Here is a 20,659-nt window from a genome sequence, read left to right on the forward strand (position 1 = left end):
GTTTCCGCCGTATTACAAGTTCGATGTCAGCGGCGGATCGGCGCTAGTAGACGTCGCGGTGGTAGCGCTTGTCGGCGCTGAGCCCTTGCACGTACGCCTGCGCCGCGTCCGGGTCGAGGTTGCCGAATTCGGCCGCGATGTCGCACAGCGCGCGGTCGACGTCCTTGGCCATCGGGTCGGCGGTGCCGCAGACGTAGAGCTGGGCGCCGTCCTGCAACCAGCTCCACAGCTGCGCGCCGCGGTTGCGCATCAGGTGCTGCACGTAGACCTTTTGCTGCTGGTCCCGGGAGAACGCGAGGTCCAACTCGGTGAGAAAGCCGTCGTCACGCATCTGTTCGAGTTCGTCGCGGTAGTAGTAGTCGGTGGCGGCATGTTGCTCGCCGAAGAACAACCAGTTGGGTCCGGTGTGGCCGAGCGCGCGCCGCTCCTGCAGAAAGCCGCGGAAGGGCGCGATGCCGGTGCCCGGACCGATCATGATCATCGGCGTGTCCGGGTCGCTCGGCGGGCGGAAATTGCTCGACGACTGCAGGTACACGGCGACTCGATCGCCAGGGGAACGGTCGGCGAGGTAGGTCGAACACACCCCGCGGCGCGGGACGCCCTGGAAGTTGTAGCGCACCGGTGAGACCGTCAGGTGAACCTCGCCCGGGCACTCTTTCGGGCTCGATGAGATCGAGTACAGCCGCGGCTGAAGGCGTTTGAGCACTCGCAGCCACTCGTGGGCCGACGCGATGACCGGCAGCTGCGCCAGCAGGTCGATGGATTGCCGGCCCCACGACCAATCCGCCAGGGCGCGCTTGTTTTCCGGCTTCAGCAGCTCCGCGAGTTTCGCATCGCCCGTGCGCTCCTGCACGAACCGCACCAGGTCCCGGCTGATGTGGGCGATTTCGATGCGCTCGGTCAGCGCCGAGCGCAACGACATCAGCCCGTGCTCGCCGACCTCGACGGGTGTCTGCGCGTCCAGCCCGGTGACGGACAGCCATTCGTCGACCAGCTGGTCGCTGTTGCGCGGCCACACCCCGAGCGCGTCACCGGCCTCGTAGGTCACGGTTTCTTCCGGCAGGTCGAAAACCAAGTGCCGCACGTCTTTTGCCGATTTCGGCCGACTCAGCACGGTGTTGCGGACCATGCCGGTGATCAGCGGATGCTTCTTGCTGTACGTGCTCGGCGCGGGCGGGCCCGGGCGCGACGGCGCCACCACCGTGGAGGCGCGGGCCGGCGCCGCCGCCCTGCCGTCGCCACCGACGGAGGTGGGGGTCCGGGTCAGGGCGTCGATGATGTCGCCAAGCCACTTCGCCGCGGAGTCGTCGTAGTCGGGTTCGCAGTCGACCCGGCCGGTGAGGCGGGTCGCGCCCAGCTCGGCGAGCCGCGCGTCGAGATTGCGTCCGTGGCCGCAGAAGTCGTCGTAATTGGAGTCGCCCAGCGCGAGCACGGCGTAGCGGGTATCGGTGAATCGCGGCGCGGTCTCGGACGTCAGCGCCCGCCACAGGCCGGCACCGTTGTCGGGCGCGTCGCCGTCACCGGTGGTGCTGGTGATGAGCAATAGCTCCCGCGTTTTCGTCAGCTCGGCCACCGGGAAGTCGTCCATGCTGTGCAATGAGACCGGCAGCTTGGCGTCGGCCAGTCGGGCGGCGATGTCGGCGGCGAGCTCCTCCGCAGTCCCCGTCTGCGACGCCCACAGCACCACGACGGGAGCGCGCTCGGGCGCGGGTGGGGGGCCGGCCGGCGCGACGGGCGGCTGCCCAACGGCCGGCGCCGGAGCCGATGGGGGCGCCACGGGCAGCGCCACCGGCTTGGGTCCGTCGGCGCGCGAGAACAATCCCGCCAGTAGGCCGTCCACCCACAACCGGGTGCCGGAATCGAACGGCGCGCTCGGCGGCAAGGTCGGCACCCCGGCGGCGCGGCGGCCGGCGTCCGAGCGGAGCCCGGTCAGCATCCCGGCGAGGTAGGCGCGGCCGAGTTCGTTGAATTCCGGCTTGGGCAGTGTTGTGACGCCGAGCAATTCGCCCAGGGTGTCGAGTTGGGGCACGCTGATTTCTCGTACCTCCCTGGCCGCGGCGTCCGGTGCGTCGGTGTTCGCCGTCGTCGTGGTGTCCGGATCGGGTTGGGAGACAGCTACTTTCGTCAAGGTGACGGCGCACGCCTTGAATTCGGGCTGGTTCGAGATCGGGTCGACGGCGTCGTTGGTGACGGCGTTGATCGACAGGTACTCGCCGAAGGCATCGTTCCAGTGGAACGGCGCGAAGCAGTTGCCCGGACGCACCCGATCGCTGACGACCGCGGGCAGCACCGCGCGGCCGCGGCGAGAAGCGATTTCGATCGGATCGTCGTCGGCGATATCAAGCCTCGCGGCGTCGTCGGGGTGGATCTCGACGAACGGTCCGGGGTTGAGCTTGTTGAGCTTGGCGACCTTGCCGGTCTTGGTCATGGTGTGCCATTGGTGCGGCAGCCGGCCGGTGTTCAGCAGGAACGGGTAGTCGTCGTCCGGCATCTCCTCGGGCAGCAGGTGCGGGCGGGCGAAGAACGCCGCACGGCCGCTCGGGGTCGGAAAGGCCAGTCGCGGCACCGTGCCGTCGTCGCGGACCAACTGTGATTGGCTGACACCGTCGTTCAGATAGCGGATCGGGTTGCGATCGGCCTCGCTGTCCGGCGCGCACGGCCACTGCACCGGACTCCGGCGCAACCGCTCGTAGCTGATCCCGCGCAGGTCGTAACCGGTCTTCGGGTTCGAGAACCGCTTGATTTCCTCGAAGACCTCCTCGGCGGAGTCGTAACTGAACGCCTCCGAAAAGCCCATCTCGCAGGCGATCCGGGCGATGATTTGCCAGTCCGGCATCGCGTGACTCGGTGCGGGGACCGCCGGCTGGAACAGCGTCATGTTGCGCTCGGAATTGACCATCACCCCCTCAGACTCCGCCCACAGGGCCGCTGGCAATAACACGTCGGCGTATTCGGTGGTCTCCGTCTCGAGGAACGCGTCCTGGACCATCACCAATTCGGCGCGCTCCAGTCCGGCCAGCACCGTCTTGCGGTTGGCAACGGAGGCAACGGGATTGGTGCAGACGATCCAGCACGCCTTGATCTGTCCGGCGGCCATTCGGGAGAACATGTCGATGGTGCCGGTGCCGACCTCGGTGCGCAGCGTTCCGCGGGGGACGCCCCACAGGTCTTCGACGAACTCGCGGTCCTCGGCCGAGGCGACCGACCGCTGCCCCGGCAGGCCCGGTCCCATGTAACCCATCTCGCGGCCACCCATCGCGTTGGGCTGCCCGGTGAGGGAGAAGGGACCGCTGCCGGGCTTGCAGATGGCCCCAGTGGCCAGATGCAGGTTGCAGATGGCGTTGGTGTTCCAGGTGCCGTGGGTGCTCTGGTTGAGCCCCATCGTCCAGCAGCTCACGAAATTGTCGGCCTCGCCGATCATCTGGGCCGCGGCGCGGATGTCGTCTTCGGGGATGCCGGATATTTCGCTGACCTTGGCGGGGGTGTACTGCGCCAGGAAGCTGGGCATCACCTCCCAGCCCTCGGTGAACTCGGCGATGAATTCGGGGTCGGTGTGGCCGTTCTCGACGATCAGGTGCAGCAGGCCATTGAGCAGCGCCAGATCCGACCCCGGGGCGATCTGCAGGAAGAGGTCCGCCTTGTCGGCGGTCGCCGTGCGGCGCGGGTCGACGACGATCAGTTTTGCGCCGGCCTTGACGCGGTCCATCATGCGCAGGAAAAGGATCGGGTGGCAGTCCGCCATGTTGGCGCCGATGACGAAGAAGACGTCGGCGTGTTCGAAGTCCTGATACGAACCCGGGGGGCCGTCGGCGCCCAGCGAAAGCTTGTAGCCAGAACCCGCACTGGCCATGCACAGTCGCGAGTTCGACTCGATCTGGTTGGTGCCGATGAACCCCTTGGTCAGCTTGTTCGCCAGGTACTGCGCCTCGATGGACATCTGGCCGGACACGTACATCGCGAACGCGTCCGCGCCGTGTTCGTCGATGATCGCCCGTAACCGTCTCGCGCACTGGGTGATCGCCTGATCCGTGTCGATGGCCTGCAGCGGTTCGCCGCGATCGGTGCGCACGTACGCCGAGTCCATGCGGCCGGGGGCGCCCAGCATGTCCGCGGTGGTGGCGCCCTTGGTGCACAGCCGGCCGAAGTTGGCCGGATGTTCTTTGTTGCCAACCGACTTGGTGACGTGACCGCGACCCGTTTCCGGGTCCGTTGTGATCTGCAACACCATGCCGCAACCGACGCCGCAATACGCGCACATGGTGTTCACGGCGTTCTCCTCCGCCATGGACTCCGTGGCCACGCTCACGTCCCTCCGTCGAGTGCGTACGGGTTAGCTCCGTATCGAGTGAGTTCATTGTGGAGCAGGCATGTTTCGCCGCCGCTCCCCGAAATTTCCCCCCGTTTACTTTCTTCTCTCACCGGCCGACACGCCAATGTGAAATCGCCGGGGGAATTCGCGGCGGGGGATCGCGTTACCGCAGGTCACCGTTGACCACCCGCCCCGCACGAGGTTACGTCGCGCACCCCGCACGACGCTTCTCAGAACGGGCTTTCCGACCAAACCGACGGAACATTCACAGTCTTCGCTAAGCTCACCGCGTGCGTCGGCTCACTGTGATCGTGCTGGTTTTGCTGGCCTGTGGTTGCGGCGGCAAAGCGCCCACGCCACCGCAGGCCAAGCCCGACACCTGCAAGGCCTCCGACGGGCCGACCGCCGACACCGTGCGCCAGGCGATCACCGCGGTCCCCATCGCGATCCCCGGCACCATCTGGGTTGAAATCGGGCGCGGCCATACCCGCAACTGCCGGTTGTCGTGGGTGCAGATCATCCCCACGATCGCGAATGAGTCGACTCCCCAGCAGCTGCTCTTCTTCGACCACAACAGGCCGCTCGGGACCGCCACCCCGAACCCAAAGCCGTACATCACCGTGCTGCCGCCCTCGGATGACACCGTGACCGTTCAGTACCAGTGGCAGAAGGGAAATGATCAGCTGTGCTGTCCCAGCGGGATCGGGACGGTGAAGTTCCGGATCGGCCCGGACGGCAAGCTGCAAACCGTCGGCAAGGTTCCCAACCAATAACCCGTCGGGCCAAGGGCTTCGACGACGCCGATCGGCTTCGCCTGTCAGCTTGTGACGGCGTCCGCCAAGTTCTCCGGGTGCAGCATCTCGGCGTAACGCAGTTGCTCGGGAACCCCGAAGCCGTCGACCAGTGTCGCGGCGTGCGGGCGCAGCGCCCGGCAGCGGTCGTTGATTCCCCGCGTGACGGCCTTGGCGCGCTCGGTGGACAGGTACCGGTGCTCGATGTACCACGCCTTGTCGTCCTCGATCACCGACAACGCGTACAGGTCGCACAGGATCCCCAACAGCTCGCGGGCCTCCTCGTTCGCGCAGCCGTCGATCCCGGCGACGAACGCTTCGAGCACCACGCGGTCGATGTGGGCGCTCGCCGCGTGCAGCACGTGGTCCTGCACCGAGTTGAACGCGTCGAATTCCGACATCTCTTTGGATTTCGCCTGCAGCCGGCGCGCCACCGACGCCAGCAGGTATTCCTCGCGGTCTTCGAACATCTTGATCTGCGTGCCGCGATTGAACAGGCTGCCCTCTTCCTCGCTGTCCTGGCGGGAGTCCACGATCGTTTGGATAATCGCTTCCGCCGCAGTGCGTTTGATGACGCGTTCACCGACGGTGTTGGCGGCAAAGCGCACCCATTCGACCGGGCTCATGCTCTTGATGTCGTCGGCGTACGCGGTCAGCAGTTCCTTGGCCACCAGCTGGGTCAGCACGTGATTGTCGCCCTCGAACGTGGTGAAGACGTCGGTGTCACCGCGCAGCCCGATCAACCTGTTCTCGGCCATGTAGCCCGCGCCGCCGCACGCCTCGCGGGATTCCTGGATCGCGCGGCTGGCATGCCAGGTGTTGGCGGCCTTTAGCCCGGCCGCGCGGGCTTCGAGCTCGCGTTGCTCGTCGGCGTCGGGTGCGTCGGCGCTCTGGACGTCATGACATTTGCTGACCAGTTCGTTCTGCGCGAACTGCAGGGCGTAGGACTTCGCGATCAGCGGGAACAGCCGCCGCTGGTGCACCAGGTAGTCCATGATCAGCACCTCGGAACCGTCGTCGGGGGCGCTGAACTGCCTGCGCTGCAACGCATACCGGGTCGCGATGTCCAGCGCCACCCGGCCGGCGGCGCCGGCGCTGCCGCCCACGGTGATCCGGCCGCGCACCAAAGTGCCCAGCATGGTGAAGAACCGGCGGTTGGGGTTCTCGATCGGCGAGCTGTAGGTGCCGTCGGGGGCGACATCGCCGTACTTGTTCAACAGGTTCACCCGCGGGACGCGAACGTGGTCGAACACGATGCGGCCGTTGTCCACCCCGGGCAGCCCGCCCTTGTATTCGCAGTCCGACGTGGTGATCCCGGGCAGGTCGTTGCCGTCCTCGTCGCGGATCGGGACCAGCACGCAGTGCACGCCGTGATTGACCGGCTTGCCGTCCTCGGTGGTGATCAGTTGCGCGAAAACCGCTGCCATGGTTGCGGTTTCGGCCGCGCCCCCGATGTAGTCCTTGCGCGCCGACGGGGTGGGGGAGTCGATGACGAACTCCTGCGTCTCGGCGTCGTAGGTCGCGGTGGTCTCCAGCGACTGCACGTCGCTGCCGTGCCCGGTCTCGGTCATCGCGAAACAGCCGCGCAATTCCAGGCTGATGATCTTGGGCACGTAGGTCTCGTGGTGGCGCTCGGTGCCCAGGTTCTCCACGGCACCGCCGAACAGCCCCCACTGCACCCCGGCCTTCACCATCAGCGAGAGGTCCGACATCGCCAGCATCTCGATCATCGTGATCGCCGCGCCGACGTCGCCGGTGCCGCCATGTTCTTTGCGGAAGCTGTCGGCGGCCGCGCCGAACGCCGCCATGATCCTCATCTGCTCCGCCACCTTGGTGCGGGCGATCACCGTGTTGGGGGTGTAGTGCGGGCGGAACAGGTCCTCGGTCAGCGTCGTCCGCATCCGGTTTCTGACGTCACGCCACCGGCCGTCCAGCGCGTTGCGGAGATGTTCTGCGGTGCTTGTCTTTTGTGGCGCCATAAGCCGACAGTAATGCGCGGCTCGCGCCGCGGGGAACAAGAACGACGGTTCAGGTGCCGCGGACCGGTGGGCGGTGCTCGCCGGGCAGCGGCGAGCGCAGCCGGTAGAGCGTGAACCCGGCCGCGACGGCACCGAACAGGCCGAGCATCACCATGTCGAAGACCCACCAGCCGCTGTAGTGGGTCCACGTCAAGACGTTGGCGGCCAGCGCGTCGGTCCTGCGTAGATTCACCGTGGACGCCGAGGCCGCGAAGCCCCACTGGGCCGGGACGAACCAGCTGATCTGCTGCAACCCCCACAGGCTCACCAGCTGCACCAGGCTCCCGTTGAAGAGCGCGGACGCCAGGATCACCGGGACCACCAGCGGTAGGACTTGCCGGAGCGCGGTGCCCAGCGCCGAGAGGGTGAGGCCGATCACCGCGGACACGATCGCGGTGGCCGCCGCGGTGACGTAGAGCTCGACCGTGGCGTTGCGCAGCAACGCGGCGTCGCCCGCCGGTCCGCCCCGCACGGCGACGACGATCGCGAACATGACGGCGGTCCACAGGGCGGCGGCCAGCGCGTACACCGTGAGCTTGGCGGCCAGGTAGGCCGGCGCGGACAGTCCTACCTGTTGTTCCCGGCGGAAGACGCGGTGCTCGAGGACCAGGGCGCGGATGGTCAGGGCCGTGCCCAGGATCACCGCGCCGACGTTGAGGGCGGCGAGGATTTCGATGGCTTCGTGCCCGTTGGCGCCGCCCGGCCCGGGACGCGTCAGGCCTGCGTCGCCCGGGATCAGCAGCGTCAGCCCCGCCAGCACGAACGGCAGGATCGCCAGGAACGCGAAGTAGCTGCGATGGGCCAGGAGCAGGCGGACCTCCCGTCGGGCCAGCAACCGGATCTGGCGGCGCCGGGGCAGCCCGGCCGGCGGCGTCCACGGTGCGGCGACCTCGGGCGGGGCGGTCAACGGCTGCGGCCGCGCGCGGAACGCGGCGTGCGTTCCGTCGGGATCGGCGCTCACCCGGGCGAGGAGTTGCGACCAGTCGGTGGTGCCCATGGCGGATCCGGCGTCGAGGGGGGTGCCCAGGTACGCGACCTTGCCCGCCCCGGTGAGTACCAGCACCTGATCGCACGTGTCGACGTCGGTGAGCGACGCGCGCGCCGAGATCGCGACGATGACGACACAGCCGATATTGGCCTGGCGCCGCAGCACCGCCATGACGTGGCGCTGTTGCGCCGGGTCCAGCCCGGCGGTGGGTTCGTCGACCACGAGCAGGCTCGGCCGCGTGATCAGCTCGATCGCCAGGGCGGCGCACCGGCGCACCTCGGGGGCGAGCTTGCGGATCCGGGTGGTGCGGTGCGGCGTCAGGTCGAGCTCGTCGAGCACCTGGCCGACAACCCGCTCGCGCTGCTCGGCCGAGGCCTCCGGTGGCAGCCGGACTTCGGCGGCGTACTGCACGGCCTGTTCGACCGTGAGCTGGCGGTGCAGCCGGTCGTCACGCGCGACGATCCCGATGCGGCTGCGCATGGCTTGCAGTTCGGCGTGCACGTCGTGCCCATCGACGGTGGCGCGCCCGGAGCTGGGTGCCCTGGTGCCGGCCAGCACGGCCAGCAGCGCGGAATTGCGCGCGGCGGAGGGCCCGATGACGGCGGTCATGGTGCCCGGACGGGCCCCGAACGAGATGTCCGACAGGATCTGCCGCCCGTCGACGGCAAGGCCCAGCTGGTACGCCGTCACCCCGGTGGTGCGCGCCGCGGTTCGCAGCGGCAGACGGAAGGTGGAGTTGGCCTCGTCGCTGCGAATGGAGGGGCGCTGGGCGCGCAGCTTCGAGGTGATCACCCGCTCGATCAGGCCCGGGCCTTTTGGTTGTTCGGCCGGTGCGACGGGCGGGTGCGTCGGTGCGACCGGTGGCTGAAAGGGAGGGAGCGCCGCGGGATGCGGCGTTACTGGCGGGGGTGGGGGCGCCGGGGTCGGTGGGGGCGCCACCACGGGCATGCGCTGGGTGGCGCTTTGGGTGGGGACCCGCGGATCGGGCCCGCCGGGCGGCGGGTGTCCCGGTGCGGCGGGGGCGGGCGCGAGCTGGAAAATCAGCCGCGGGCCGTGCTGGGGATCGCCGATGGTGATCCCCAGGCCGTCGCGGATCTCGACCGTCGGCACGCGAAATCCGTCGAGGAAGATGCCGCGGTGGCTCAGATCGATGGCCACCCATTGGGCCCCGGTGAACCGGAGCACCACATCCGGATGGGGCGCGGGCGGCGGCGCGGGACTTCCGAGGCGCTCCAGCGGGATGTCGCAGCCCGGGCCATAGCCGACGAGCACGTCGCGTCCCGGCGAAAAGACATACCTGCTCGGTCCGGCCCACACGGTCAGCGGGGAGGCCGGAACGGCCGAAGCCTCGGTCGGCATGGCCGCCACCTTTCGTCACCGGTCAGCTCGATTGGGTCTCGCCGTCAGGCGCCGGTCGCCCGTTCGGTTACGTGTCTACCCGCGCTCGCGGTCCGCTCTCCAGCATTGTGACGTTCACAGCGAGGTACGGCGGCCCGCGAGCGAGGTGGCCAGGGTGGCATCGTCGAGCAGTCGGCGCAACACGTCGACCGCTTGCATCAACACCTGGCGGTCACCGGCGTCGAGCAGCGCCAATTGGGGTTCGATCGCGGCGGCGCGGTCGGCCCGGACCGCGTTGAGGGTGCGCCTGCCCTCGGCGGTGATGCGGATGCGGACGGCGCGCGCGTCTCCCGGGTCGACCATGCGGGTCACCAGACCCGCTTCCTCGAGGCGACGCACCTGCGTGGTCATCGTCGGTTGCGAACAGTGATCGACGGCGGCGAGGTCACCGATTCGGGCTTCGCCGTGAACTTCGATGGTGGCCAGCAGCCTTGCCTGCGCGGCCGGCAGCGGCATCTGGATGCGCTGGGTGGCGAGGCGGTTGAGCCGCGCGACCACGGCGAGCAGATCGGCCCCCAGCCCCTGCGCTCCCTCGAGCTTTGCGGTGTCGACGACATTGTCCATGTATCCATGGTTGCATAGCTTTGCTAAGCGAGGGCGAAGCGACCAGGCGTGCCGCGCCAAAACCCTTCTTCAGCGGACACCCCCTCGCGGGACTGGCAGAATCGCCCAAGTGACCTTGCTGCGTATTCGGCAACCCGGGGAAGGGGCCCTGCGTCCGAATGAGTTGGCACAGGCCGCGGTCATGGGGGCCCTCTGCGCGGCGATCGAGATCCTCGCCGCGGTAATCCCATTCGCTCAGGGGTTGGGCGTGCTGGGCACCGTGCCCATGGGATTGCTGGCGTACCGCTACCGCCCCCGCGCCCTGATGGCCGCGACCGTAGCCGGCGGGGTGATCGCCTTTTTGATCGCCGGACTGGGCAGCCTGTTCATGCTCGTCGACTGCGCCTGGGTCGGCGGACTGTGCGGAATCGTCAAGCGCAAGGGCCGGGGCACGCCGACGGTCGCCTTCTTGTCGTTGATCGCCGGAGTCCTGTGGGGCGCCGGGTGGGTCGCGGTCCTGGCGGTGCTGACGCGGCTGCGGCAGCTGTTCTTCGACGTCATCACCGCCAATGCCAACGGGGTCGCGGCATTCCTGAATTGGGTACACCTGCCGGGCGTGGGCGACGCTTTGAAGCGATACGTCGCCAACGGGATACACCACTGGCAGCTACTGATTTTCCCGTACATGGTCTTGTTGGTCGTCATCGTTTCGTTCATCAGCTGGTCGGCGCTGTCTCGCCTCCTGGAGCGAATGCGCAAGATTCCCGACGTGCACAAGTTGGACGTCTCCGAGGGTGCTGGCAGTGCTCCGGTGGGGCCGGTGCCCGTGCGGCTTGACAAGGTGTCGTTCCGGTATCCCGGCGCCGACCGGGACGCGCTGCGCGAGATCAGCCTCGCCGTCCAGGCCGGCGAACACATCGCCGTGACCGGGGCCAACGGTTCGGGCAAGACCACGTTGATGTTGATGCTGGCCGGCCGGGAGCCGACGTCGGGAACCATCGACCGCCCCGGCGCGGTGGGGCTGGGCGAAATGGGCGGCACCGCAATTGTCTTGCAGCACCCCAAAAGTCAAGTTCTGGGCACGCGCGTCGCCGACGACGTGGTGTGGGGTTTGCCGCCGGGGGCGGAGATCGATGTGGGCGGATTGCTGCGCGAGGTCGGGCTCGAGGGACTTGCCGAGCGCGACACCGGCAGCCTGTCCGGCGGAGAGCTGCAGCGCCTTGCGCTCGCGGCGGCGCTGGCGCGCGATCCGGCGTTGCTCATCGCCGACGAGGTCACCACGATGGTCGACCAGCAGGGGCGAGATGCGTTGCTGGGCGTGCTCTCTGGTCTTGCGAAACGCCACCAGAGCGCCTTGGTGCACATCACCCACTACGACAACGAGGCCGCCTCCGCCGACCGCATCATCACGCTCAGCGATTCACCGGATAACACCGCCAAGGCCGAGACCCCGGCCACCCACGCCCAGACGCCTCACGTCGCGGCCCCGTCGCGCACGCCGGTGCTCGAGCTCGTCGACGTCAGCCACGAATACGCCAGCGGCACACCGTGGGCCAAGGTCGCCCTGCGCGATGTCAGCTTCGTGGTCGAGCAGGGTGACGGGGTGTTGATCCACGGCGGCAACGGGTCGGGCAAATCGACCTTGGCGTGGATCATGGCGGGGTTGACGACTCCGACCAGCGGTACCTGCCTGATCGACGGCGAGCCCACCCACGAACACGTCGGGGAGGTCGCGCTCTCGTTCCAGTCGGCCCGGTTGCAGCTGATGCGCGACCACGTCGACGCCGAAGTCGCTTCCGCAGCGGGCTTTTCGCATCATGACAAAGATCGGGTGGCCGAGGCGCTGATATCGGTCGGCCTGGACCCGGCGATGGGCACGCGGCGCATCGATCAACTCAGTGGCGGCCAGATGCGCCGTGTCGTGCTGGCCGGGCTGCTGGCCCGTTCCCCGCGGGCGCTCGTCCTCGACGAACCACTGGCGGGATTGGACGTCGGCAGTCAGCGGGGCCTGCTGCGGCTGCTGGAAAACCTGCGCAGGGAACGAGGTTTGACGCTGGTGGTCATCTCCCACGACATCGTCGGGCTGGAGGAGCTCTGCCCGCGATCCCTGTATCTGCGCAACGGCGTGCTCGAGACGGCGTCGACGGCGGCGGGGGGCATGCCATGACCGCGCCCGCGGACGCCAAGTCGGCGAAGGGAAAAACACGGCGCACTCCCCGGCCGGTCGTCCTGCTGGTGCCGGTGCCCGGAACGTCGAAAATTCACGAACTGTGGGCCGGCACCAAACTGTTGGTGGTGCTGGGCGTCTCGATACTGCTGACCTTCTACCCGGGTTGGGCGAGCGTCGGGCTGATGTTGGTGTTGCTGATCACGGCGGCCCGGCTCGCGCACATTCCCCGCGGCGCGCTGCCCTCGCCGCGGCGCTGGATATGGATCGTCCTCGCGGTGGGCGGCATCACCGCCGCTCTCGGCGCCGGAAGCCCCGTGGTCTCGATTGCCGGCGTGCATATCGGGCTGGGCGGCACGTTGCACTTCGTGCGGGTCACCGCGCTGTCGATCGTGTTGATCGGGTTGGGGGCGATGCTGTCCTGGACCACCAACGTCGCCGAAATGGGGCCGGCGCTGGCCGCTTTGGGCCGGCCCTTGCGGTGGTTGCGGATCCCGAGCGACGAATGGGCGGTTGCCCTGGCGCTCGCGCTGCGCGCCTTCCCGATGTTGATCGAAGAGTTCCAGGTGCTCTACGCCGCCCGGCGCCTGCGTCCCAACGAGACTCCGCGCAGCCGCCGGGCGCGCCGGCGCCAGCAGGCGCGGGACATGATCGACTTGCTCACCGCGGCAATCGTTGTGACGTTGCGGCGCGCCGACGAAATGGGCGATGCGATCACCGCCCGTGGCGGAATCGGTCAGCTCTCGGCCGCTCCCGGACGTCCGAAGCTCGCGGACTGGGTGACACTGGCGATCACCGCCGCGGCCGGCGCCGCCGGCGTGGTCGTCGACTCGATCCTCCAGCTTCACTAGGCGCGAAGCCGTGCGCGCCTTCGACGATCCGGGCACCTGGACCGAGCCCGGGGTGCGCCACCTGGCGGCCGACGGGCCCGGAGGGCTTCGCCGGCGCTGATCGCCGAACCGGAAACAGGAGGCGCAATTGGCAGCCACGTCGGTTGGCCTGAAGGAGCAGCTGCTGCGGCGCCGCCCCGTGGTGGGCGCGCACGTCGCGCCCGGTGCCGCGGAGGGCCTCAAGCGCGGCATCGGCACCTTTCAGCTGACCATGTTCGGGGTCGGCTCGACCATCGGCACCGGCATCTTCTTCGTCATGTCCGTGGCCGTGCCCGAGGCCGGGCCGGGAGTCATCGTCTCCTTCCTGCTGGCGGGCCTCGCCGCCGGCCTCGCGGCCGTGTGCTACGCCGAATTGGCCTCGGCGGTGCCGGTTTCGGGGTCGTCGTACTCGTACGCGTACACCACGCTCGGGGAGGTGGTGGCGATGGGTGTGGCGGCCTGCCTGCTGCTGGAATACGGGGTGGCCACCGCCGCGGTCGCGGTCAACTGGAGCGGCTACCTCAACAGGCTGCTGAGCAATGTGGTGGGATTTCAACTGCCACATGCCTTGTCGGCCGCGCCGTGGGACGCGCAGCCCGGCTATTTGAACGTGCCGGCGATCGCGCTGATCGGGATGTGCGCGTTGCTGCTCATCCGCGGCGCCAGCGAATCGGCGAAGGTCAACGCCATTATGGTGATGATCAAGCTCGGCGTGCTCGTCGTGTTCGCGATCGTCGCCTTCACCGCGTTCGACGCGCACCACCTGCGGGACTTCGCGCCGTTCGGCGTCGCGGGCATCGGGTCGGCCGCGGGCACCATCTTCTTCTCCTACATCGGCCTCGACGCCGTGTCCACCGCGGGTGACGAGGTGAACAACCCGCAGAAGACCATGCCGCGCGCGCTGATCGCCGCTCTGCTGACCGTCACCGGCGTCTACGTATTGGTTGCGGTGGCCGCACTGGGCGCGCAGCCCTGGCAAGCTTTCGCCGGACAGCAGGAGGCCGGGCTGGCAACGATTCTCGAGAACGTCACCCACGGCAGCTGGGCCGGCTCGATCCTCGCTGCGGGCGCGGTCATTTCGATCTTCAGCGTCACGCTGGTCACCATGTACGGCCTGACGCGCATCCTGTTCGCCATGGGGCGGGACGGCCTGCTGCCCGCGAGGTTCGCAAAAGTGAACCCGCGCACCATGACCCCGGTAAACAACACGGTGATCGTCGCGCTCGCGGCCTCGACGTTGGCCGCCTTCGTCCCGCTGCAAAAGCTCGCGGACATGGTGTCCATCGGCACCCTGACCGCGTTCGTGGTGGTTTCTGTCGGAGTGATCGTCTTACGGGTGCGCGAGCCCGACTTGCCGCGGGGCTTCAAGGTCCCGGGTTACCCTGTCACGCCGATCCTTTCGGTGGCGGCCTGCGGGTACATCCTCGCCAGCCTGCACTGGTACACCTGGGTCGCGTTCAGCGGCTGGGTCGTGCTGGCGTTGGTTTTCTATTTCGTCTGGGGCCGCCACCACAGCGCGCTCAACGACGAGACGGTCGGAGAGGTTTCGAGCGGCTCGCCGTGATCAGGCGCTCACTGACGCGCCGCGGCGGCGTTGGCCGCCGCCTGAGCGCGCCGTAACGTCGACGCGACATCGCCGCGGCCCAGGAACATTTCGTCGAAATACGGCTGCAGGGCGTCATTGCCCGCGGCAAACCCCGCGCCGCCGGGCGCCGCGATGCGCGGGCCGTTCAGCACGGTGAAGAAGGGCGTGACATCGACGCCCCGGGTGGCCCAGTAGTGAAAGTAGACCGGCTGGGCCGACGACACCGCGGGGATCGCCGCACCGTGGCGGCCCAGGTATTCGTTGCCCTGCCTGCTGCCCATCCAGGCCAGCACCCGGCGCACCGCGTCGGGATGCCGTGATGCCGCATTGCCCGCCGCGGCAATGCCGTTGGTGACGCTGACCCGGCCCGCCGGGCCCGACGGCATTAGCGCCACACCCCAATGGAAGCGGGCGTCGCGGGCCACCGGGGCCAAGTTGTAGGTACCGGACTGGAACAGCGCCATCCGGCCGGCCAGGAACTGGTTGCGGGAAAAGTCGCCGTTGTCGTTGGTGTCGGCGGCGGGAGGCGCGACGTGGTCGCGGTTGATCAGGTCGACCAGATATTGAAACGCGGTCACGGCCCCGGGATTGTCGAACGCGAACTCGTCGCCACGCTGAAACACACCGCCGGCCGACCCGATGTAGTTCAGGTAGATCCCCTGGGGGTCATTGGCCGCGTTGTATCCCCACTGCCGCACCCGCCCGGCGTCGAATCCCTTGCTATCGCCGCGGTTTCCGTCGGCATCGACGGTGAGCCGGGCGAGGACGGGCCGCAGCGTGTCCCGCTCGTCGGGACCCCATCGCAACGTGCTCAACTGGGCAGGGTCGACGCCGGCCGCGCCCAGCAGGTCGGCGTTGTAGTACAACGCGATCCCGGCGTCGGTCAGCTGCGGCACGCCCCAAAGCGTGCCGTTGCGGGTGAACTGCTCGACGACCGGTCGCTCCCAGGCCGACGCGGCGGTGGGGCCCAGCGCCGCACCGATATCCAGCAACCGGCCGCTGTCGGCGTAAGCCGCGAGGTAGGCGTTGGACAGCCAGAAGATGTCATCGGCGCTGCCGCCCGCCACGTCGGTGCGCAGGGTATTGAAGTAGGTCGAATACGCCACCAAGTTGACGTGCACTTCGATGTCGGGATGGGCGCGACTGAACTCCTGGAACGATTGCCGATAGGCCGCGGCGATCTGATCGCCCCAGATACGCACCGTCACAATGGTCTTGCCGCCGTGGGGCTGGCCCGAGTAATCCAGCAGCACCGCCGTCGCCGCCAGCAGCACCGCAACCGCCCCGAGCGCCGCGGCGACCAGCGTGGAAAACCGGGGCCGGGTCATTTGAGCCCCGAGACGACGATCGAGGCGACGATGTGGCGCTGGAAGGCCACGAACAGCACGATGAGCGGCGCGATGGCAATGGTGGTGGCCGCCATCACCAGCGTCCATTGGGAGTTGAACCGCGACTGCAGGTCGGCGGTCGCCACGGTGAGCACCCGCCACTTGTGGCCGCTCGTGATCACCAACGGCCACATGAAGTTGTTCCACTGCGAGACCACGGTGATCAGCGCCAGGGCGGCCAGGACAGGCCGGCTCGACGGGATCACCACGTGCACGATCTCGTCCAGCGTGTTGGCGCCGTCCAGGCGGGCGGCGTTGACCAAGTCGTTCGGGATCATGCGAAAGTGCTCGCGCAGCAAGAAGATCGCGTAGGGCGAGCCGAATATGAACGGCAGCACCAGCGCCCAGAACGTGTTGCGCAGGCCGAGCTGGGCCATCATGAGATACATCGGCACGATCGTGACCGTCGCCGGCACCATCAGCGTCGCGATGTAAACCCAGAACAGCGCGTCGCGCCCGGGAAACTGCAAGCGCGCGAAGGCGTACGCGGCCAGCACGGAAAATGTCAACTGGCCCACCAGAATCACCGCCGTCATCAACGCGGTGACCGCCGCCGCGCGGCCGAACCCGGCGCCGGCGAGGTCGGTGAAGTTTGCGAGCGTCGGTGGCCGCGGCAGCTGCAGCGGCGTACCCGTGACGAATTGGTGCGCCGAGGTGAACGCGGTCATCAAGCCAAGGGTGAACGGCGCCAACGTGATCAACGCGCCCAGGGTCAGCCCGGAATAGATCAGCGCGTTGCTGGCGCGGCTAGGTGAGGTCATAACTGATCCGTCGCCGAAAATACAGATGCTGAAGCAACGTGACGCCGATCAGGATCACGAACAGCACCACCGCCATGACCGACGCCCGGCCGATCGCCGCCGAACCGAACGCCTCGGCGTAGATGCGGTGGGCCACCAGGTCGGTGCTGCCCGCCGGCCCGCCGCCGGTCAGGGCGTACACCGTGTCGAAAACCTGTGCGGTGCTGACAATCCCGGTCACCAGCACAAAGAAGGTCGTCGGCCGCAACATGGGTATGGTGATGCGCCAGAACCGCTGCCACGCGTTGGCGCCGTCGGTGCGTGCGGCGGCGTGGACCTCGTCGGGGATGGCCAGCAGGCCCGCCAGGAACGACAGCGAGACGTATCCGACGTTGGTCCACACCACGACGGCCGACACGAGCGGCAGCGCGAAGCTGGGATCGGAAAGCCATTCGATGCTGTGTCCCAACACGGTGCTCACGGCGCCGTCGGTGGGAGCCAGGATCCACCGCCACAACACCGCAATCGCCAGTGGGGCGCAAATCCATGGCAGCACAAACACGGTGCGAAACAGGCCGGTGCCACGAAGCTGGCGGGCCAGCATCGACGCGGCCAGCAATCCCAGCGCCGTCTGCGCCGGCACCACGATCGCCACGAAGATCGCGGTGACGATCAGCGAATTGCCGAATGTGCCGTCGGTCAGCACCGACCGCCAATTGGACAGGCCCACAAAGCGCAGCGGTCCCAGCAGATCCCACCGGCACAGGCTCAGCCAGATCACGACCAGGATGGGCAACAGCAGAAAGGCGAGGACCCCGAACAGGCTTGGCGCCAGCAGCGCATAGCCCAGCGCGGTCGATCGAGGACGAATCCTGCGTGCGGCGCCGGCCATGGGGTAATTAAAGCGGGCGCTGCCGCGGTTTGGGGTGAGCGGCCGTTACGGTGTAGCCGTGACACCGAACCGGGGGATCGATGCCGACTTCCTCGGCCTGCCGCGCCACGAACTGGCCGACGCCGCGCTTGCAGCGGCCACCGCGGCCGGGGCCACGCACGCCGACCTGCGCGTTCATCGCATCACTACCGAGATCATCCAGCTGCGCGACGGCGCGCTCGAGACGTCGGTGATCAACCGCGAGGTCGGCCTGGCGGTGCGGGTGATCGTCGGCGGCACCTGGGGATTCGCCTCGCACGCCGAGCTGGTGCCGTCGGTCGCCGCCGAGACCGCGCGGCACGCGGTGCAGGTCGCCACCACGCTGGCGATGCTGAGCACCGAGCGCGTCGAGCTGGCGCCCGAACCCGTCTACACCGACGCCACCTGGGTGTCGAACTACCGCATCGACCCGTTCGACGTCTCCACCACCGACAAGATCGCCGTGCTCGAGGAGTACTCGGGGCGGCTGCTCAGCGCCGACGGCATCGATCACGTCTCAGCGGTGCTGACCGCGGTCAAGGAGCAGACGTTCTACGCCGACACGTTCGGATCCTCGATCACCCAGCAGCGCGTCCGCATCCAGCCCACCCTGGAGGCGGTGACCGTCGACCCCGCGGCGGGCAGCTTCGATTCGATGCGCACGCTGATCCCGCCGATGGGCCGGGGTTGGGAGGTCCTGACCGGCGACGAGGTCTGGAACTGGACCGACGAGCTGGCGCAGCTGCCGGCGCTGCTGGCCGAGAAGGTCAAGGCGCCCACCGTTGTTCCGGGTCCCACAGACCTGGTGATCGACCCGACCAACCTGTGGCTGACGATTCACGAATCCATCGGTCACGCAACCGAATACGACCGCGCGATCGGCTACGAGGCCGCCTATGCCGGAACGTCGTTCGCCACACCGGACAAACTGGGCACCATGCGGTACGGGTCGCCGGTGATGAACGTGACTGCGGACCGGACGGACGAATTCGGTTTGGCCACAATCGGTTACGACGACGAAGGAGTTGCCGCGCAGAGTTGGGATCTGGTGCGCGACGGGATCTTTACCGGCTATCAGCTCGACCGGGTGTTCGCTCGGCGCCTGGGGCATGAGCGCTCCAACGGCTGCTCGTACGCCGACTCGCCGCACCACGTGCCGATCCAGCGCATGGCCAACGTGTCGCTGCAGCCTGCCCCCGAGGACATCAGCACCGACGAGCTGATCGGCCGGGTCGAGGACGGCATCTACATCGTCGGCGACAAATCCTGGTCAATCGACATGCAGCGCTACAACTTCCAGTTCACCGGCCAACGGTTCTTCCGCATTCGCGACGGCCGCCTCGACGGGCAATTGCGCGACGTCGCCTATCAGGCCACCACGACCGACTTCTGGAATTCGATGGAGGCCGTGGGGGGCCGGTCCACCTGGCGGCTGGGTGGCGCGTTCAACTGCGGCAAGGCCCAGCCCGGGCAGATCGCGGCGGTGAGCCACGGCTGTCCCTCGGCGCTGTTCCGCGGCGTCAACGTGCTGAACACCCGCACGGAGGGCGGGCGATGATCCGCCCGCAGCACGTCGTCAACATCGTGCTCGACGAGGCGGCCAAGCTGGGCGGCGCCGACGAGACGATGGTGCTGGTCACCGACAAGGTCGAGGCGACCCTGCGCTGGGCGGGCAATTCGATGACCACCAACGGGGTTTCGGTGAGCCGCAGCGTATCGGTGATCTCCGTAGTGCGCCGGGGCGGCGGCGCGCGCATCGGCACGGTCGTGTCCGCCGAGGCGGATCCGCGGGTGCTCCCCGGATTGGTGGCGGCCTCGCAGGAGGCCGCGGGGTCGGCGCCGGAGGCCGGCGATGCCGCGCCGCTGCTGGCCGATAGCGGGGTGCCCGCCGACTGGGACGCGCCGGTGCCGGGGACCGGGCCGCTGGTCTTCGCTGACGCGGCCGACTCCCTGAGCCGCGGCTTCAAGGGCGCGGATCGGCTCTACGGCTTTGCGCACCATAGCGTTTCGACGACGTTCCTGGCATCGTCAACCGGGTTGCGGCGGCGTTTCAGCCAACCCACCGGTGCGGTGGAGATCAATGCCAAACGCGGCGACGCCAGCGCGTGGGCGGGCGTCGGGACGCCCGACTTCGTTGATGTGCCAATCGATTCGCTGCTCGAGCAGCTGTCGACCAGGCTGGGCTGGGCGCAGCGCAGCGTCGAGCTGCCGGCGGGGCGCTACGAGACGATCATGCCGCCGTCGACCGTGGCCGACATGATGATCTACATGGCGTGGTCGATGTCCGGCCGCGGCGCGCAGGAGGGTCGGACCGCGTTCTCGGCGCGCGGCGGTGGAACCCGGGTGGGGGAGCGGCTCACCGATCTGCCGCTGACCCTGTTCTCCGATCCGATGGCGCCCGGCCTTGCCTGCACGCCGTTCGTCGCGGCGAGCAGCTCCTCGGAGACGCTGTCGGTGTTCGACAACGGCATGGAGATCACCCAGGTGGACTGGATCCGCGACGGCGTGATCAACGCGCTGGCCTACCCGCGGGCCACCGCCGAGAAGTACGACGCCCCGGTCGCCGTCGCCGCCGACAACCTGGTGATGACCGGGGGGACGGCCACCCAGGACGAGATGATCGCGGCCACCGAGCGAGGCCTGCTGTTGACCACGCTGTGGTACATCCGGGTCGTCGACCCCACCACCCTGTTGTTCACCGGACTTACCCGCGACGGCGTCTACCTCATCGAAGACGGACGGGTGACCGCCGCCGTCAACAATTTCCGGTTCAACGAAAGCCCGCTGGACCTGCTGCGACGGGCCATCGAGGCCGGTGCGAGCGAGAAGACGCTGCCGCGCGAATGGGGGGATTGGGCGACCCGCGCTGCGATGCCGTCGCTGCGGATCCCGGACTTCCACATGTCCTCGGTGAGCCAGGCTCAATAGTTCGATTGCCGCCGGGCGACACGCG

Annotated in this window: 13 protein-coding genes; 6 read left to right on the plus strand and 7 right to left on the minus strand. The window is 68.3% G+C overall.

Features of this window, described 5'->3' with window-relative positions:
• Positions 1-43 precede the first annotated feature (43 nt).
• The gene (locus tag W7U_RS05315) at positions 44-4,285 is read right to left on the minus strand and encodes a bifunctional nitrate reductase/sulfite reductase flavoprotein subunit alpha (RefSeq protein ID WP_014379817.1); all 4,242 of its coding nucleotides are present in this window, start codon (positions 4,283-4,285) and stop codon (positions 44-46) included.
• 329 nt (positions 4,286-4,614) lie between these two features.
• Between W7U_RS05315 and W7U_RS05320 the strand changes: the two genes are divergently transcribed.
• Positions 4,615-5,082: an LppP/LprE family lipoprotein gene (locus tag W7U_RS05320; RefSeq protein WP_008255654.1), complete on the plus strand. Its 468-nt coding sequence runs from the start codon at positions 4,615-4,617 to the stop codon at positions 5,080-5,082.
• A 44-nt stretch (positions 5,083-5,126) separates the two neighbouring features.
• Here W7U_RS05320 and W7U_RS05325 read toward each other — a convergent pair whose 3' ends face one another.
• The 3 genes from W7U_RS05325 to W7U_RS05335 form a co-directional block, all read right to left on the minus strand.
• Positions 5,127-7,079 (minus strand): acyl-CoA dehydrogenase, encoded by a 1,953-nt coding sequence (locus tag W7U_RS05325; RefSeq protein WP_014379818.1) that lies wholly within the window; start codon positions 7,077-7,079, stop codon positions 5,127-5,129.
• 49 nt (positions 7,080-7,128) lie between these two features.
• Positions 7,129-9,465, minus strand: a complete 2,337-nt coding sequence (locus tag W7U_RS05330) for an ATP-binding cassette domain-containing protein (RefSeq protein ID WP_008255656.1) — start codon at positions 9,463-9,465, stop codon at positions 7,129-7,131.
• 114 nt (positions 9,466-9,579) lie between these two features.
• Positions 9,580-10,068, minus strand: a complete 489-nt coding sequence (locus W7U_RS05335; RefSeq protein WP_008255657.1) for a MarR family transcriptional regulator — start codon at positions 10,066-10,068, stop codon at positions 9,580-9,582.
• 109 nt (positions 10,069-10,177) lie between these two features.
• Here W7U_RS05335 and W7U_RS05340 point away from each other — a divergent pair, with 109 nt between their 5' ends.
• The 3 genes from W7U_RS05340 (at position 10,178) to W7U_RS05350 (ending at position 14,647) form a co-directional block, all read left to right on the plus strand.
• Positions 10,178-12,214: an ATP-binding cassette domain-containing protein gene (locus W7U_RS05340; protein WP_225336764.1), complete on the plus strand. Its 2,037-nt coding sequence runs from the start codon at positions 10,178-10,180 to the stop codon at positions 12,212-12,214.
• Positions 12,211-13,065: an energy-coupling factor transporter transmembrane protein EcfT gene (locus W7U_RS05345; protein ID WP_008255659.1), complete on the plus strand. Its 855-nt coding sequence runs from the start codon at positions 12,211-12,213 to the stop codon at positions 13,063-13,065. The genes W7U_RS05340 and W7U_RS05345 overlap by 4 nt, the downstream gene beginning before the upstream one ends.
• A 127-nt stretch (positions 13,066-13,192) precedes the next feature.
• Positions 13,193-14,647 (plus strand): amino acid permease, encoded by a 1,455-nt coding sequence (locus W7U_RS05350; RefSeq protein ID WP_008255660.1) that lies wholly within the window; start codon positions 13,193-13,195, stop codon positions 14,645-14,647.
• Between the two features lie 8 nt (positions 14,648-14,655).
• On the opposite strand, the gene W7U_RS05355 is transcribed toward W7U_RS05350, so the two are convergent.
• Genes W7U_RS05355 through W7U_RS05365 form a run of 3 tightly spaced genes read right to left on the minus strand, consistent with a single transcriptional unit; the run spans position 14,656 to position 17,688 of the window.
• Positions 14,656-15,996, minus strand: coding sequence for an extracellular solute-binding protein (locus W7U_RS05355; protein ID WP_008255661.1), 1,341 nt, complete (start codon positions 15,994-15,996; stop codon positions 14,656-14,658).
• Positions 15,993-16,817, minus strand: coding sequence for a carbohydrate ABC transporter permease (locus W7U_RS05360; protein ID WP_008255662.1), 825 nt, complete (start codon positions 16,815-16,817; stop codon positions 15,993-15,995). The genes W7U_RS05355 and W7U_RS05360 overlap by 4 nt, the downstream gene beginning before the upstream one ends.
• Positions 16,804-17,688, minus strand: a complete 885-nt coding sequence (locus W7U_RS05365) for a sugar ABC transporter permease (protein ID WP_008255663.1) — start codon at positions 17,686-17,688, stop codon at positions 16,804-16,806. The genes W7U_RS05360 and W7U_RS05365 overlap by 14 nt, the downstream gene beginning before the upstream one ends.
• Before the next feature lie 58 nt (positions 17,689-17,746).
• Between W7U_RS05365 and W7U_RS05370 the strand changes: the two genes are divergently transcribed.
• Together W7U_RS05370 and W7U_RS05375 are read left to right on the plus strand one after the other, a co-directional pair.
• Entirely contained in the window at positions 17,747-19,264 is a 1,518-nt protein-coding gene (locus W7U_RS05370; protein WP_008255664.1) for a TldD/PmbA family protein, read from the plus strand.
• On the plus strand, positions 19,261-20,634 hold the full coding sequence (locus tag W7U_RS05375) for a TldD/PmbA family protein (RefSeq protein WP_008255665.1): 1,374 nt from the start codon (positions 19,261-19,263) through the stop codon (positions 20,632-20,634). The genes W7U_RS05370 and W7U_RS05375 overlap by 4 nt, the downstream gene beginning before the upstream one ends.
• Positions 20,635-20,659 lie beyond the last annotated feature (25 nt).

It is taken from the genome of Mycobacterium sp. H4Y (assembly GCF_000364405.1).
GTDB classification, from domain to species: domain Bacteria; phylum Actinomycetota; class Actinomycetes; order Mycobacteriales; family Mycobacteriaceae; genus Mycobacterium; species Mycobacterium intracellulare.

Excerpts from the sequence above, each read along its gene's own strand:
- W7U_RS05315 (WP_014379817.1), bottom strand. The coding sequence starts at position 4,285 with ATGGCGGAGGAGAACGCCGTGAACACCATGTGCGCGTATTGCGGCGTC.
- W7U_RS05355 (WP_008255661.1), bottom strand. The coding sequence starts at position 15,996 with ATGACCCGGCCCCGGTTTTCCACGCTGGTCGCCGCGGCGCTCGGGGCG.
- W7U_RS05345 (WP_008255659.1), top strand. The coding sequence starts at position 12,211 with ATGACCGCGCCCGCGGACGCCAAGTCGGCGAAGGGAAAAACACGGCGC.
- W7U_RS05365 (WP_008255663.1), bottom strand. The coding sequence starts at position 17,688 with ATGGCCGGCGCCGCACGCAGGATTCGTCCTCGATCGACCGCGCTGGGC.
- W7U_RS05375 (WP_008255665.1), top strand. The coding sequence starts at position 19,261 with ATGATCCGCCCGCAGCACGTCGTCAACATCGTGCTCGACGAGGCGGCC.
- W7U_RS05360 (WP_008255662.1), bottom strand. The coding sequence starts at position 16,817 with ATGACCTCACCTAGCCGCGCCAGCAACGCGCTGATCTATTCCGGGCTG.
- W7U_RS05330 (WP_008255656.1), bottom strand. The coding sequence starts at position 9,465 with ATGCCGACCGAGGCTTCGGCCGTTCCGGCCTCCCCGCTGACCGTGTGG.
- W7U_RS05325 (WP_014379818.1), bottom strand. The coding sequence starts at position 7,079 with ATGGCGCCACAAAAGACAAGCACCGCAGAACATCTCCGCAACGCGCTG.
- W7U_RS05335 (WP_008255657.1), bottom strand. The coding sequence starts at position 10,068 with ATGGACAATGTCGTCGACACCGCAAAGCTCGAGGGAGCGCAGGGGCTG.